At 69.6% G+C, this 14,661-nt stretch carries 15 protein-coding genes; 10 read left to right on the top strand and 5 right to left on the bottom strand.

Going from position 1 to position 14,661, the window contains the following annotated elements; all coding sequences use genetic code 11:
* Positions 1 to 28 precede the first annotated feature (28 nt).
* Together ACRAQ3_RS13435 and ACRAQ3_RS13430 are read left to right on the top strand one after the other, a co-directional pair.
* Complete coding sequence (locus ACRAQ3_RS13435; RefSeq protein WP_432254963.1) at positions 29 to 1,021, top strand: class I SAM-dependent methyltransferase; 993 nt, start codon at positions 29 to 31, stop codon at positions 1,019 to 1,021.
* A gap of 25 nt (positions 1,022 to 1,046) precedes the next feature.
* Positions 1,047 to 1,850, top strand: coding sequence for an SDR family NAD(P)-dependent oxidoreductase (locus ACRAQ3_RS13430; protein WP_085896166.1), 804 nt, complete (start codon positions 1,047 to 1,049; stop codon positions 1,848 to 1,850).
* Between the two features lie 15 nt (positions 1,851 to 1,865).
* Here the strand turns inward: ACRAQ3_RS13430 and ACRAQ3_RS13425 are convergent, their stop codons facing one another.
* The gene (locus ACRAQ3_RS13425; protein WP_269395715.1) at positions 1,866 to 2,252 is read right to left on the bottom strand and encodes a hypothetical protein; all 387 of its coding nucleotides are present in this window, start codon (positions 2,250 to 2,252) and stop codon (positions 1,866 to 1,868) included.
* Positions 2,253 to 2,351: 99 nt separating this feature from the next.
* Between ACRAQ3_RS13425 and hemF the strand changes: the two genes are divergently transcribed.
* Positions 2,352 to 3,245, top strand: coding sequence for an oxygen-dependent coproporphyrinogen oxidase (gene hemF, locus ACRAQ3_RS13420; protein ID WP_432254962.1), 894 nt, complete (start codon positions 2,352 to 2,354; stop codon positions 3,243 to 3,245).
* 79 nt (positions 3,246 to 3,324) lie between these two features.
* Positions 3,325 to 4,011, top strand: a complete 687-nt coding sequence (locus ACRAQ3_RS13415) for a DUF2270 domain-containing protein (protein WP_269395717.1) — start codon at positions 3,325 to 3,327, stop codon at positions 4,009 to 4,011.
* Between the two features lie 7 nt (positions 4,012 to 4,018).
* Here the strand turns inward: ACRAQ3_RS13415 and hemE are convergent, their stop codons facing one another.
* Positions 4,019 to 5,071 (bottom strand): uroporphyrinogen decarboxylase, encoded by a 1,053-nt coding sequence (gene hemE, locus ACRAQ3_RS13410; protein ID WP_432254961.1) that lies wholly within the window; start codon positions 5,069 to 5,071, stop codon positions 4,019 to 4,021.
* Positions 5,072 to 5,175: 104 nt separating this feature from the next.
* Here hemE and hemC point away from each other — a divergent pair, with 104 nt between their 5' ends.
* The gene (gene hemC / locus ACRAQ3_RS13405; RefSeq protein ID WP_432254960.1) at positions 5,176 to 6,120 is read left to right on the top strand and encodes a hydroxymethylbilane synthase; all 945 of its coding nucleotides are present in this window, start codon (positions 5,176 to 5,178) and stop codon (positions 6,118 to 6,120) included.
* 43 nt (positions 6,121 to 6,163) lie between these two features.
* Here the strand turns inward: hemC and ACRAQ3_RS13400 are convergent, their stop codons facing one another.
* Entirely contained in the window at positions 6,164 to 6,724 is a 561-nt protein-coding gene (locus ACRAQ3_RS13400; protein ID WP_085896160.1) for a cytochrome P460 family protein, read from the bottom strand.
* A gap of 221 nt (positions 6,725 to 6,945) precedes the next feature.
* Here ACRAQ3_RS13400 and ACRAQ3_RS13395 point away from each other — a divergent pair, with 221 nt between their 5' ends.
* Positions 6,946 to 7,827, top strand: coding sequence for a DUF2189 domain-containing protein (locus ACRAQ3_RS13395; protein ID WP_269395721.1), 882 nt, complete (start codon positions 6,946 to 6,948; stop codon positions 7,825 to 7,827).
* 34 nt (positions 7,828 to 7,861) lie between these two features.
* Here ACRAQ3_RS13395 and ACRAQ3_RS13390 read toward each other — a convergent pair whose 3' ends face one another.
* Positions 7,862 to 9,502 carry a glycoside hydrolase family 13 protein gene (locus ACRAQ3_RS13390; protein ID WP_432254959.1) on the bottom strand — a complete coding sequence of 547 codons (1,641 nt, stop codon included), beginning with the start codon at positions 9,500 to 9,502 and terminating at the stop codon, positions 7,862 to 7,864.
* A 168-nt stretch (positions 9,503 to 9,670) separates the two neighbouring features.
* Here ACRAQ3_RS13390 and ACRAQ3_RS13385 point away from each other — a divergent pair, with 168 nt between their 5' ends.
* The 4 genes from ACRAQ3_RS13385 to rpsD all read left to right on the top strand — a co-directional run bounded on the left by ACRAQ3_RS13385 (position 9,671) and on the right by rpsD (position 13,673).
* Positions 9,671 to 10,675, top strand: a complete 1,005-nt coding sequence (locus ACRAQ3_RS13385) for an aldo/keto reductase (RefSeq protein WP_432254958.1) — start codon at positions 9,671 to 9,673, stop codon at positions 10,673 to 10,675.
* A gap of 89 nt (positions 10,676 to 10,764) precedes the next feature.
* Positions 10,765 to 11,913, top strand: a complete 1,149-nt coding sequence (locus ACRAQ3_RS13380) for a CaiB/BaiF CoA transferase family protein (RefSeq protein WP_432254957.1) — start codon at positions 10,765 to 10,767, stop codon at positions 11,911 to 11,913.
* A gap of 72 nt (positions 11,914 to 11,985) precedes the next feature.
* A complete protein-coding gene (locus ACRAQ3_RS13375; RefSeq protein WP_432254956.1) occupies positions 11,986 to 12,864 on the top strand; it encodes a lipid A-modifier LpxR family protein in 879 nt (292 codons plus the stop codon).
* Between the two features lie 188 nt (positions 12,865 to 13,052).
* Entirely contained in the window at positions 13,053 to 13,673 is a 621-nt protein-coding gene (gene rpsD / locus ACRAQ3_RS13370) for a 30S ribosomal protein S4 (RefSeq protein WP_269395726.1), read from the top strand.
* A gap of 76 nt (positions 13,674 to 13,749) precedes the next feature.
* On the opposite strand, the gene ACRAQ3_RS13365 is transcribed toward rpsD, so the two are convergent.
* Positions 13,750 to 14,562 (bottom strand): hypothetical protein, encoded by an 813-nt coding sequence (locus tag ACRAQ3_RS13365; protein ID WP_432254955.1) that lies wholly within the window; start codon positions 14,560 to 14,562, stop codon positions 13,750 to 13,752.
* Positions 14,563 to 14,661: the final 99 nt, after the last annotated feature.

Below are 14,661 nucleotides of genomic sequence, written 5' to 3'. Positions count from 1 at the left end.
AGTCCTTCCCCCTGTCCCCGGAGTGCCCATGGCCGATCCCCGCCTGACCACCGCGATCGAGAGCGGCGCCCTCGTTCTGCCCGAGGGCGAGATCGTCGCGCTGCGCCCCGCCGCCGGCACCGATCTCTCGGCGCTGCCCAAGGACCGCACCCGCATCGCGCATGGCTTCCGCCCGGACATCGACGCCTGGGAGGCGCAGGGCTGGACCGTGGCCGAGCCCGCCCCCGCCGCCGTCGCCGTGGTCTTCGTGCCGCGGGCCAAGCCGTTGGCCCGCGCGATGATCGCGCAGGCGGCGCGGCTGGCGCCGATGGTGATCGTCGATGGCCAGAAGACCGATGGCGTCGACAGCCTGTGGCGCGAGATGCGCACCCGCGTCGGCGACCTGCCCTGCATCACCCGCGCCCATGGCCGGCTGTTCTGGTTCGATTCGAGCAATGTCGACGTCACGGATTGGGCGGCGCCCGCGCCGGCGGAGGTCGAGAGCGGCTTCGTCACCCAATGGGGCGCCTTCTCGGCCGATGGGCCCGATCGCGGCTCGCAGCTTCTGGCGCAGGCGCTGCCGCAGAAGCTTCCCGCCCGCATGGCGGATCTCGGCGCGGGCTGGGGCTATCTCTCGCGCCATGTCCTCGAGCGCGACGGGGTGAAGAGCCTCGACCTGATCGAGGCCGAGCAGCTGGCGCTCGACTGCGCCCGGCGCAACGTCACCGATCCGCGCGCGGCCTTCCACTGGGCCGATGCGACCCGCTTCAGGCCCGATCATCTCTATGACGGCATCGTGACGAACCCGCCCTTCCACACCGGGCGCGCCGCCGATCCGGCACTGGGCCGTGCCTTCATCGTGGCGGCGGCGCGGATGCTGGCCCCGTCGGGGCAGCTGTGGATGGTCGCGAACCGGCATCTGCCCTACGAGGCGAGCCTGCGCGAGAGCTTCCGCAGCGTCGAGGAGATCGGCGGCGACGGCGCCTTCAAGCTGTTCCACGCGATCCGCCCGACCAAGCCCACCGACAAGAAACCCCGCTGACACCTTCCTTTCACCGGAGACCGTCATGAGCTTTTCCATCGCCGGCAAGACCGCGATCGTGACCGGGGCCGCGCATGGCGTCGGCCTCGCCATCGCCCGCGCCATGGTCGAAGCGGGGGCCAACGTGGTCTTCGTCGATCGCGACGAGGCCGCGCTCGAACGCGAGACCTCGGTGCTGCGCGAGGCCGACGGGCCGGTGCGGCATTTCGCGGGCGACCTGCGCGAGCGGCTGACCATCACCAACCTGCTGTCCTTCACCATCGACGCCTTCGACCGGATCGACATCGTCGTCAACGCGGCGCGGCAGGTGCGGGTCACTGATCCGTTCGATGCCGAGGATGATTCGGTCGAGCGGCTGCTCGATCAGAACCTGATGTCGGCGCTCCGGCTGAGCCAGGCGGCGGCCAAGCGGATGATCAAGCAGGCCGATCCCGAGAGCGACGCGCCGCTGGGTTCGATCATCAATCTCAGCTCGATCGCGGCGCGGCTGACGCACCCGCAGTTGCTGGGCTACTCGGTGAGTTGCGCCGCGCTCGACCAGATGACCCGCTCGATGGCGGTGGCGCTGGCCTCGAAGCGGATCCGCGTCAATGCGGTGGCCTTCGGCTCGGTGATGAGCGCCTCGCTCAAGCATTCGCTCTCGGACCACGAGGAGATCCGCGAGGCGATCCTGCAATGCACGCCGCTCGGACGCATCGCCAGCGCCAGCGAGGTGTCGGATGCGGTGCAGTATCTCGCCTCCGACGCCTCGGCCTTCGTCACGGGGCAGGTGATCACCGTCGATGGCGGCCGCAGCCTGATCGATCCGAGCCACGTGGCGGCGCATTAGGCGCCGCCCCGGCGGTCACTCCGGGTAGCGCGCCACGCATTGCGCTCGCGCCGACGCCTCGGCCCGGGTCAGCGCCTCGCGCCGCGCCAGAAGCTGGTCGAGCTTCACCTTCTCGGCTTCGATATCGAGCGTCACCGGCACCCGTACCTCGTCGGTCACGACGCGGTCGCAGAACCGGCGGCCGATCGTGCCGTCCGCACGGCGGAAGTCGCAGAGCTGGCGGCGGGTGCGCAGTTCCTCGCGCTCCTCGATGCCATAGCCGCGCGCGACGTTGCCGCGGGTCTCGGCGATCAGCGCGTCGATCACCCGGCCCTCGCGGCTGACCGATGAGAGGCAGCTTTCGCGTGGGGTGGCGCAGGCGGCGAGGGCGAGGGGCAGGACGAGCAGCAGGGCGGGACGCATCGGTGAACTCCGGTCGAATCGGTCAAGGCCAGCGGGTCGCATGGCGGGCCGCTGGAGAGGATGCTAGACCGGGCCGATATTCAATAGCAGGGGGCGCGCATGACCTCGGACAGCATGATGAGCGAAAAAACCGAGGCCGCCGGCTGGTTTCGCGAGCTTCGCGACGAGATCGTCGCCGCCTTCGAGGCGCTCGAGCAGGCACAGACCGTTGGCCCGCTCTCCGAGCGCGCGCCGGGCCGGTTCGAGGTGACGCCCACCAAGCGCAGCGGCGATGACGGCGAGGATGCGGGCGGCGGGCTGATGAGCGTGATGCGCGGCGGCCGGGTGTTCGAGAAGGTCGGCGTCAACATCTCGACCGTGCATGGCACGCTGGGGCAGGCGGCGCAGGCCTCGATGGCGGCGCGCGGCGTGCCGGGCATCGAGAAGGACGCGCGGTTCTGGGCCTCGGGCATCAGCCTCGTCGCGCACATGCAGAACCCGCATGCGCCCGCCGTCCACATGAACACGCGCATGTTCTGGACCCCGGGGGCCTGGTGGTTCGGGGGTGGCGCCGATCTCAACCCCTGCATCGAATACGCCGAGGACACCGCGCATTTCCACGACACGCTGAAGCGTCATCTCGATCCGCACGGGAGCGACCTCTATCCCGCGCTCAAATCTTGGGCCGACGAGTATTTCTACATCCCGCATCGCAAGCGCGCGCGCGGCGTCGGCGGCGTCTTCATGGATGACCGCTGCACCGGCGACTGGCGCGCCGATTTCGCGCTGACCCGGGATATCGGCCGCGCCTTCCTGCCGGCCTGGCTGCCTCTGGCCGAAAAGCGGCGCGGCATGCCATGGGGCGCGGCCGAGAAGGAGGCGCAGCTTCTGCATCGCGGTCTCTACGCGGAATACAATCTCGTCTACGACCGCGGCACCAAGTTCGGCCTGGCCACCGGCCACGACCCGGACGCAGTGCTGATGAGCCTGCCGCCGCTCGCGAAATGGACCTGAACTTCCTCTGATCTTCCAAGGGCTTTGACCCGCGCCCGCCGCCGGTGTCTTATGATCCGGCAAGCAGCGGGAGGAGCCGATGACGCCTGTCGAGAAGCCGGTGACGGAGGGGCGGCGCGAATTCAGCTCCGCCGAGATGGGCGCGCTGGCGCATCTGTGGCGCGGCGAGGTCTATCGCTCGACGATCTGGCGCACCCGGCTCGATACCACCACCAACTGGGCGGTGGTCACGCTAGGCATCGCGCTGTCGATCGCCTTCGCCTCGCGAGAGGCGTCGCCGCTGCCGCTGGTGCTGGTCGGCATCCTGATCCTGTTCTTCCTGATGCTCGAGGCGCGGCGCTATCGCTACTTCAACGTCTGGCGCGCGCGCTGCCGCTGGCTCGAGACGCATTTCTACGCGCCGATGCTGCAGGACGGAAATTTGCGGCTGGGCGAGGGCTGGCAGAAGGAGCTGGCCGAGGATTACTGGGTGCCGCGCTACCACGTCTCGTTCCGGGTCTCGGTCGGGCGGCGAATCCGGCGCAACTACCTGTGGATCCTGCTGATCCAGACCGCCGCCTATATCGGCAAGCTGATCGTGCACCCGACCCCGGTCGAGAATTTCGAGATGTTCGTGGACCGTGCCGCGATCGGGCCGATGCCGGGGCTCGTGGTCCTGGCGATGGGCGCGGTCTATGTCGTGGCCTGGGCCAGCTGGGCCTTGCAGAGCTGGTTGCATGACCGGCGGCGCTGGGGCTCGACCCAGCGCCCGACCGGCATGGGATGAGCGCGCGCTAGCGCGTTTCGCGCAGCGTCTCGATCATCAGCGCCACGTTCTCGGGATCGGCATCGGGGGTGATGCCATGGCCGAGGTTGAACACGTGCGGCCCCTTCGAGAACGCGTCGCGGATGCGCCGCGTCTCGTCGATCAGCTCCTGCCCGCCGCTGACCATGTGACGGCTGGCGAGGTTGCCCTGCACGCAGGCGATCGGCTGCACGTGCTCGGCCGCCCATTCCGGGCTCACCCCGTCATCGAGCGCGATGCAATCGGCGCCGATGGCGCGGGCGGCGTCGGTGAAACGTTCGCCGGCACCGCGCGGGAAGGCGATCACCGGCAGGCTGGGGTGGCGCGCCTTGAGCGCGGCGGTGATCCGCGCCATCGGCGCGATCGAGTAGCGGTCGAGATCGTCGCCCTTGAGCGATCCGGCCCAGCTGTCGAAGATCTTCACCACCTCGGCCCCGGCTGCGACCTGCGCCGAGAGATACTCGATCGTCGCCTCGGTGATCCGGTCGATCAGCGCCTCGAACTCGGCCCGGTTCTCATCCTTGAGCGCATGCGCCGGGCCCTGATCCGGCGTGCCGCGCCCGGCGATCATGTAGGTGGCCACGGTCCAGGGCGCCCCGGCAAAACCGATCAGCGCCGTCTCGGAGGGCAGCTCGCGCGCAAGGATCTTCACCGTCTCGTAGACCGGGGCGAGGTGGTCGTGGATCGCGTCTGCCGGTTTCAGCGCCGCGACGCCGCCCGTTTCGGTGATCGGCGACAGCCGTGGCCCCTCGCCGGTGACGAACCACAGATCGAGGCCCAGCGCCTGCGGCACCAGCAGGATGTCGGCGAAAAGGATCGCCGCGTCGAAGCCATAGCGGCGGATCGGCTGCAGCGTCACCTCGGCGGCAAGCTCGGGGTTGTAGCACAAGGACAAGAAGTCGCCTGCCTTTGCGCGGGTGGCGCGGTATTCGGGCAGATAGCGCCCGGCCTGCCGCATCATCCAGATCGGCGGCACGGGCAGGGTCTCGCCCGCAAGGGCGCGCAGCAGCAGCTTCGACGGGGGGGTGTGGGCAATGCTCATGCCACCTCGTCCCGCTGACACGGCCCAAAGTCAAGCGGCACGGCGCCGGGCGCGGCAGGCGGTCGCGGTTGCCGCGCGGTGCGGGCGCGCGTAGAGACATGGGCATGACCCGCGATCTTCCCACCCCCGCCCAACCGCTGCGCGTCGGCACCCGCGGCTCGCCGCTGGCGCTGGCGCAGGCCAACGAGACGCGCGAATTGCTGGCCCATGCCTGGGACCTGCCCTTCGAGGCCTTCGAGGTGGTAATCATCCGCACCACGGGCGACCGGGTGATCGACCGGCCGCTGAGCCAGATCGGCGGCAAGGGGCTGTTCACCAAGGAGATCGAGGAAAGCCTCTCCGCGGGCGGCATCGACATCGCCGTGCATTCGATGAAGGACATGCCGGTCGAGCAGCCGGCGGGGCTGGTGCTCGACGGCTATCTGGAGCGCGAGGACCCGCGCGACGCCTTCGTCAGCCTTGCCCATGCCGCGATTCCCGACCTGCCCGAGGGCACGGTGGTCGGCACCTCGAGCCTGCGCCGCAAGTCGCAGATCCTCGCGCGGCGGCCCGATCTGCGGGTCGTGGAGTTCCGCGGCAACGTGCAGACCCGGCTGCAGAAGCTGGAGGACAAGGTGGCCGAGGCGACCTTTCTCGCCATGGCGGGGCTGAACCGGCTCGGCATGTCGGGCGAGGTGCCGGCGCGGGCCATCTCCGAGGACGAGATGCTGCCGGCCATCGCGCAGGGCGCGATCGGCATCGAGCGTCGCGGCGCCGACACCCGCGTCGCGGCGCTCCTCGAACCGATCCATCACGAGGAGACGGCGCGGCGGCTCGCCTGTGAACGCGCCTTCCTCGCCGCGCTCGACGGCTCCTGCCAGACGCCGATCGCCGGTCTTGCGGAGATCGTGGAGGGCCGGTTGCGGTTCCGGGGCGAGATCCTGCGCCCCGACGGTTCCGAAGTGCTGCTGGAATCGGGCGAGGCGGCGATCGCCGACGGCGCGGCGCTGGGCCACGAGTTGGGCGAAACCCTGCGCCGCATCGCCGGTCCGGGCTTCTTCACGCTCTGAGAGCCGCGCCGCGCGCCGTTCGGGCACGAGGCGCGGCGCCGGTTCACTCCATCATCATGCCCATCTCGGCATCGGTGGTGAACAGGTAGTCGTCGCCGCCCGCGTTCTGGTGGCAGGCGATGCAACCGGCTTCGGCGTTCTTGCCGACCAGACCGGCCAGCGCCATGCCATCCGGGCTCTGGTCGAGCGAGCCGTCGGGCAGGTACTTGGCGTAGAACCAGTTGCCGGTCTCGTCGTCATAGCCCGCCTCGCGCTGGAACATGATCGTCAGCGCGCCCAGATGCTCGGCCGGAGCGCCCAGGACCTCGTCGACCGAGACGCCCTCGGGACCGTAGTTGCGCTTGACCACCAGCGCCCCCTCATGGCCGTCGATCGTGGCGGTGGTGTAGAAGGTCTCCAGCATCATCCCGTGCGGATCGGTGCCCGGATAGGGAAACGACATGATCGCGCCATCCCCCGCGAGGTGCTGATCCGTCATCGCCTGCCAGACCTGCTGCGCATAGGCCTGGTCCTCCTCGCCGCCGAACATCGGCGCGTCCTGCGCCAGCGCCACGCCGGCCAGTCCCAGCCCCAGCGCCGCCCCGGTGATAAACTTCATCGCCATCGTACCCTCCCTGAATGTCACGTGGGGTAAGCCTACGCCCCCGCAGGGAAGTTGCGGGGTCACGACGACTCACGACTGCGCGACGCTCTGTAACTTTCGGACACGTGCCGTTGAGAGCCATCGCCGCGAAACCGTGCTAGGATCGCCCCATCCGGATGACCCCGCCGCGGCGCATCCGGTCCCGGCGGGGCCGTCCCTTGGCGATCAGGGAGGACGGCATCATGGCGAAGACCGACGGCCATGTCGACAAGACCATCGGCAACCCGCTGAGTTGGGCGGGGCATGTTCTGAACGCGGGCACGCACCATCTGGGCGAGGGCGCGCGCGAAACCATCGGGCGCGACACCGCGCCGATCAAGCTGCGCCGCATCGAGACCGAGGATCTCAAGGCGGCGCTGCGCGCGGGATACGAGGATTTCAAGGCGTTCCGATCGGACGTGATCTTCCTGTGCGTGGTCTACCCGCTGGCGGGGCTGGTGCTGATCCGCTTCGCGATGAACGAGAACCTCTTGCCGCTGCTGGTGCCGCTGATCACCGGCTTCGCGCTGCTGGGGCCGGTGGCCGCGGTCGGGCTCTACGAGATGAGCCGCAGGCGCGAGGCAGGCGGGCATCCGACCTGGGGCGCCGCCTTCAAGGTGATCGAATCGCCCTCGGCGATCGCGATCCTGACGCTGGGCGTGCTGTTCGTGGCGATCTTCGCCGCCTGGATGCTGCTGGCCTGGAGCGTCTACGCGTTGACGCTGGGACCCGAGCCGCCGGTTTCCGCGATGGCCTTCATCAGCGACACGCTGACCACCGGGGCCGGCTGGGCGATGATCGTGGTCGGCACCGGCATCGGCTTCGTGCTTGCCGCGACGGTGCTGGTGATCGGGGTGATCTCCTTCCCGCTGCTGCTCGACCGGCATGTCGGGGTGCGCCGCGCGGTGAAGGCCTCGGCCCGTCTGGCGGCCGAGAACCCGCGCACCGTGGCGCTGTGGGGCGCGATCGTTGTGGTCGGGCTCGGCGCCGGCATGGCGACGCTGATGGTCGGGCTGGTCTTCGTGCTGCCGATCCTCGGCCATGCCACCTGGCATCTCTACCGGCGCGCGGTCGAGCCCGCCTGAAGCGGCGCGCGGGCCGAACGCCCGCGCCTGCCTCTCATTCTTCGAGGATCGCCACCGCCTCGAAGGGGCGCAGTTCGGCCGTGCCGTCCAGCGCGTCGCGGCCGGGATAGTTGGCGCTGATGGCGCGTCCTGAAATGGCGAGGCCCCGGGGTACGTCCACCGTCACCACCTCGCCGGTGAAATTGGCCAGCACCGAGATCCGCGCGCCCTCGTGCCGCCGGACATAGGCCATGACCTTGGGATGGTCCTGCAGATAGGGGGTGAAGTCGCCCTCGCGCATCACCGCCAGCTCGCGGCGCAGCCGGGCCAGTTCGCGGTAATGCGCGAAGATGCCGTCGGGCCTCGCCCGATCGGCGGCCACGTTGATCTCGCGGTGGTTCGGGTTCACCTCGATCCACGGCTCGCCGCTGGTAAAGCCCGCCTGCGGCCCGGCGGTCCACTGCATCGGCGTGCGCGCGTTGTCGCGGCCGTTCGAATTGGCTCCGGCGAGGAAATCGCCCGGCGTCACCCCGGCGGCGGTCTGGATCTCGTGGAAGTTCAGCGTCTCGATGTCGCGGAACTGGGAGATGTCGGTGAAGGCGATGTTGGTCATGCCGATCTCTTCGCCCTGATAGATGTAGGGCGTGCCCTTCATCATGTGCAGCACCGTGGCGAGCATCTTGGCCGAGACCACGCGAAAGCGTCCGTCATCGCCGTATTTCGACACCGCCCGCGGCAGGTCGTGATTGCTCCAGAACAGCGAGTTCCAGCCATCCTCGGCGAGCGCGATCTGCCACTCGGCCAGCACCCGCTTGAGCCCCACGAGGTCGAAGGGCTTGGGCTTCCACTTGCCATGCACCTCGTCCCAGCCCTGCACGATATGCGCGAACTGGAACACCATCGACAATTCGCCCGCCTCGCGGCCCGAATAGAGCAGCGCGCCCTCGGTGGTGGCGCTCCAGGCTTCGCCCACGGTGACGACGTCGCGGCCCTTGAGCGTGGCGTCGTGCATCTCGCGCAGGAACGGGTGCAGGTCCGGTCCGTCGGCGGTGATGCCGGCATCGGGGTCCTTGCCGATCAGGTCGATCACATCCATGCGGAAGCCCGCGACACCCCGGTCCAGCCACCAGTTCATCATCTCGTGGATCGCGCGGCGCAGCTCGGGGTTCTGCCAGTTCAGATCGGGCTGCTTGCGGTCGAACAGGTGCAGGTAATACCGCCCCGTGCGCTCGTCATAGCTCCAGGCCGGGCCGCCGAAATTCGATTGCAGATCGTTGGGCGCGCCGCCATTCGGGGCCGGATCGCGCCAGACATAGTAGTCGCGGTAGGGATTGTCGCGGCTCCGGCGCGCCTCCTGGAACCAGTGATGCTCGTCCGAGGAATGGTTCACCACGAGATCCATGACGATGCCGATGCCGCGCGATTTCGCCTCGGCGATGAGCCGGTCCATATCGGCCAGCGTGCCGAATTCCGGCGCGATGTCGCGGTAATCCGAGATGTCGTAGCCGTTATCGGCCATCGGGCTGCGATAGACCGGCGAGAGCCAGACGAAGCCGATCCCGAGATCGGCGAGGTGGTCGAGCCGCGAGATGATGCCGGGAATGTCGCCGATGCCGTCGCCGTCGCTGTCGCAGAAGCTGCGCGGATAGATCTGGTAGGCGGTGGCGCTCTGCCACCAGTGACGGTCCTCGGTCATCCGGCTCTCCTGTCGCGATGCGCGCCCAGCCTCGCCGCGGCAGGGCGGCCGCGCAACCCCTTTCCGAACCGCTTCGGAAAGCCGCTGGACCTTGCGGCGGGGGGCGCTTACCCCTTTGCGCGAAACGGTCCGCGCAAGCCGCGCGCAAGGCGAAGGGGGAGAGACCGCATGCAGTATCGCAGGTTGGGCCGGACCGGCCTTCTGGTGTCGGAACTGGCGCTGGGCACGATGATCTTCGGCGAGGAGGGCGGGCGCGGCACCGACGCGCCCACCGCGGGCCGGATGATTGACCGCTATCTCGACGCGGGCGGCAACCACATCGACCTCGCCAATGTCTATGCCGGCGGGCGCGCCGAGGAGATCGTGGGCGAGGCCGTGCGGGGCCGCCGCGAGGAACTGGTGCTCGCAACCAAGCTGCGCTGGCCGATGGGGCAGGGGCCCAACCAGGTGGGACTCTCGCGGCATCACGTGATGAACGCGGTCGAGGCGTCGCTGTCGCGCATGGGCACCGACCGGATCGACCTGCTCTACATGCACGGCTTCGATCCCTATACGCCGCTCGACGAGACGCTGCGCGCCTTCGACGACCTCGTGGCAGCAGGCAAGGTCCGTTACCTCGGCGTGTCGAACTTCGCCGCGTGGCAGGTGATGAAGGCGCAGGGCATCGCGCAGCATCGGGGCTTCACGCCGCTGATCGCGGCGCAGTATCAATACAGCCTCGTCGAGCGCGACATCGAGGACGAGTTTCCGGCCCTGTTCGACAGCGAGGGTATCGGGCTGGTGCCCTGGGGGCCGCTGGGCGGGGGCTTCCTGAGCGGGAAGTACAAGGCCGGCGACCGGCCCGCAGGCGGCGGGCGTATCGCCGAGACGCCGGACGGCTACGAGGAAAGCTGGGACCGCCGCGCGACGGATCGCAACTGGGCCACGCTGGCCGAGGTCGAGAAGGTCGCGCGGGCGCATGGCGCCAGCATGAGCCAGGTGGCTCTGGCGTGGCTCATGGCGCGCCCCACCGTTGCTTCGGTGATCCTCGGCGCGCGGACGCCCGAGCAGCTCGAGGACAATCTCGGCGCGGCGGAGTTGCGTCTCTCCGACGACGAGATGGCCAGGCTGGAAGAGGTGTCGCGCCCGGCGAGCCGCTACCCCTACCGCATCCTCGACCAGCCCGCGCGCTGAGACGATCCACGTGAAACCTTTCCCGCCGCCGTTGAAGCCCGGCGGCGGGGCGGCTAGCGTCCGCCCGGACACGGCGTGGGGAGGGCGCGATGAGCGAGGGGACACCGCCGCTGGCGGGGCTGAAGGTGGTGGAGCTGGCGCGCATCCTCGCCGGGCCATGGGCCGGGCAGGTGCTGGCCGATCTGGGCGCCGAGGTGATCAAGGTCGAGGCGCCCGAGGGCGACGACACCCGCCGCTGGGGCCCGCCTTGGATCGAGACCGATGGCGACCGCTCGGCCGCCTATTTCCACGCCTGCAACCGCGGCAAGAAAAGCGTCACCGCCGATTTCCGCACGCCCGAAGGGCTGGCGCTCACCCGCGCGCTGATCGCGGGCGCCGACGTGGTGATCGAGAACTTCAAGGTCGGCGGGCTGGCGCGGTACGGGCTCGACTATGACAGCCTCAAGGCCGAGAACCCGGCGCTGGTCTATTGCTCGATCACCGGCTTCGGACAGGACGGCCCCTATGCGAATCGCGCGGGCTACGACTTCCTGATCCAGGGCATGTCGGGGATCATGGACCTGACCGGCGCCCCGGATGGCGAGCCGCAGAAGATCGGCGTCGCCTTCACCGACATCTTCACCGGGCTCTACTCGGTCATCGCGATTCAGGCGGCGCTGGCGGCGCGCGAGAAGACGGGCAGGGGCCAGCATATCGACATGGCTTTGATGGATTGCGCCACCGGCGTGCTGGCCAACCAGGCAATGAACTTCTTCGCCACCGGCAAGCCGCCGCGCCGCCTCGGCAACGCCCATCCCAACATCGCGCCCTACCAGGTGTTCTCGGCCGAGGATGGCGACCTGATCCTCGCGGTCGGCAATGACGGGCAGTTCGCCCGCGCCTGCGGGGTGCTGGGCCTCGACGGTCTGGCCGATGATCCGCGCTTCGCCACCAATGGCGCGCGGGTGGCCAACCGGGCGGCCCTGACCGAGGCGATGGGCGCGGCCTTCGCATCCTGGGGCCGCGACGCGGTGCTGGCCGCGCTCGAGGCGGCGACGGTGCCGGCAGGACCGATCAACCGGGTGGATCAGGTCTTCGACGATCCGCAGGTGATCGCACGTGGCCTGCGGATCGACCCCGAGGGCGTGCCCGGCCTGCGCAGCCCGATCCGGTTTTCCGAAAGCCCGCTCTCGCTCGACCGCCGCGCGCCGCGCCTGGGCGAGCATGACCCGCAGGACACGCCCGGCGCCGCAGGCTGATCGCGAGCCGGGCGTGGACTGGCGGCGCGGCGGGGCCGGGGGGTAGGACTGGAGCGAGCCCCCGGAGACCCCATGCGCCCCCTGATCCTCGCCCTGTTCGCCCTCATCGCCGCGCCCGTTTCCGCCGAGACCCTCGGTTGGGGGCGGATCTTCTCCAACGATCATATCGGCGACGGCCACGACCGCTGGCGCTCGGGCGCTTTCGCGCTGAGCCATGTATCGGGGGCAGGCTGGGACGGCGCGCCGCCCGCCATGCCGGACGCGCTGGTCGAGCTGCGGTTTCGCACCGAGATCCTCGCGCCCGCGCGAACCCGTGCCGGTCGCGACGACAGACCCTATGCCGGCGTGATCGCTCTCGGCGGCTTTCTGCACCAGTCCATCGGCCCCGTCGAAGCGGCCTTCGGCGGCGAGATCCTCGCCATCGGCCCATCGACCGGCCTCTCCGGTTTCCAGGAACGGGCGCATGAGATCCTCGGCTTCGATCCGCCGCGCGGCACCGACCGGCAGATGGAGGATGCGCTGCACCTGCAGGCGCGCAGCGAGGCGGTGCTGCCGCTGCGGCCCGCGGCGCGGCTGAGCCTGCGCCCCTTCCTCGCCGCCGAGGCGGGCGCCGAGGAGATGCTGCGCGCCGGGATCGACGCGATCTGGGGCGGCATCGGCCATGGCGACCTGTGGCTGCGCGATCCGGTCACCGGCCAGCCCTATCGCGGCATCGAGGCCGAAACGACCGGCCTCGCGCTGGTCGCGGGCGCGGATGCCGCGCGGGTCGGCGACAGCGTGCTCCTGCCCGGCCTTGAGCCACTCGACCGGCGCCGCGCCCGGATCGGGCTGCATTGGCAGCCGAGGCCGGAGGTGCGGCTCTTCTACGGGTTGAGCTGGCTGTCCGAGGAGTTCGAGGGGCAGCATGAAGGCCAGGTGCTGGGTTCGCTGAAACTCGAATTCGGCTACTAGGGCGCGGCGGTTGACTCCCCGCGTTCCGACTGTATAAGCCGCCCGTCCCGGGTCCTCGTGTCCCGGGTCTTTCATTGGTGTTGGCGGACCCCGCGAGGGGATCCCTGTCGGGAGGCGGCGCAAGCCGTCCCAGAGGACAACGCCCTTCGAGACATGGCCCATCCGGGCCGACAGAAGGAGATCAGAGAGTGACCAAACGCACCTCTGCCAAGTACAAGATCGACCGCCGCATGGGCGAGAACATCTGGGGCCGTCCGAAGTCCCCGGTGAACCGCCGCGAATACGGCCCCGGCCAGCACGGCCAGCGCCGCAAGCAGAAGCTGTCGGATTTCGGCATCCAGCTGCGCGCCAAGCAGAAGCTCAAGGGCTACTACGGCGACCTGACCGAGAAGCAGTTCCGCCGCATCTTCGGTGAGGCCGAGCGCGTCAAGGGCGACACCGGCGAGAACCTGATCGGCCTGCTCGAGCGCCGTCTCGACGCCGTCGTGTACCGCGCCAAGTTCGTGCCGACCGTTTTTGCCGCCCGCCAGTTCGTGAACCACGGCCACGTGACCGTGAACGGCAAGCGCGTGAACATCCCCTCCTACCGCGTCAAGGAAGGCGACGTCATTGCCGTCCGCGACAAGTCCAAGCAGCTCGCCGTGGTGCTGGAAGCCGTCCAGCTGCCCGAGCGCGACACGCCGGACTACCTCGAGGTGGACCACTCCAAGATGACCGCGACCTTCGTGCGCGTGCCGGCGCTGGGCGACGTGCCCTACCCGGTGGTGATGGAGCCCAACCTCGTCGTCGAATTCTACGCCAAGAACTGATCCGGACAACGGATCGAGGGACAGGGGGCCGCGCGGGAGACCGCGCGGCCCTTTTCCAATGCAGGGGCGCCGTCGCTCAGCTCTCCAGCGGTCCCAGCCGCTGCCGCCCGGCCCAGACCCGCAGCGCCTCGAACCGCGCGGCGTTGTCCTCGGGAAGATCCAGATGCGGCAGGTCCGCGATCAACTCGTAGAACCGGTTCTCGACCTCCGGGCCCTGCGCCGCCGCGCCCCGCGCCATCCGCACCAGCGCCTCCGGCAGGCGCCGCTCGGCCCAGCCATGGCTGTAATAGAGCGCGAAGGGGGCCGAGTTCAGCCCCGCCACGATATCGGCCAGCCGCCCGAAGAGCGGCGCGACCTCGGCGCCCTTGGGCTGGCTGTGCAGCAGCGCCGCGAAGGCCCGACCCAGCTGCACCGTCTGCACCGTCGACAGGATGAAGCTCACCGCCAGCGTCAGCACCACCATGCCGTTGACCCCGGCAAGCACCTCCACCGCGTTCCAGAAGGTGTCGCCGGGCCGGGTGATCGCGCCGCCCAGCGTCGAAAGCAGGTGCCCGGCATGGGCGGCGGCATCCCAGAACCCGGCCTCTTCGGCCGATTGCGTCAGCACCACCGCGTGGCGCGGTGCCGAAAGGAAGATATGAGTCCAGCCCAGCGCCGTGCCGACGACCCAGAACCCCGCGACGAGGACCATCACGATTACGCCGCTCATCCGCGCCAGCACCCGGGCCGGGCGGTGCCGGGTGATCCGGCGCAGCAGCGCGAAGATCCCCCGGGCCAGCCGCTCCGACAGGATCACCCGCGGCGCCGCGCCGATGGTGGCAAGGAGGAAATCGATCGAGACCAGCGTGAGGATCGCGATCCCGGCGGCGAGGTGCAGGGGCTGTTCCATGGCTTCTCACATAGCGGCATACCGCCGGCGGGCGAGGGGAGGCGGCTTGCATGACGCTGGAAACCATCCGCCGCCCCGGCTATGGAGGCCCGGTTCGAA

This window comes from Limimaricola sp. AA108-03 (genome assembly GCF_050847355.1).
GTDB lineage: Bacteria > Pseudomonadota > Alphaproteobacteria > Rhodobacterales > Rhodobacteraceae > Limimaricola.
Note: the sequence above shows the minus strand (reverse complement) of the source record. Positions and strands in the feature narration are given on the sequence as shown.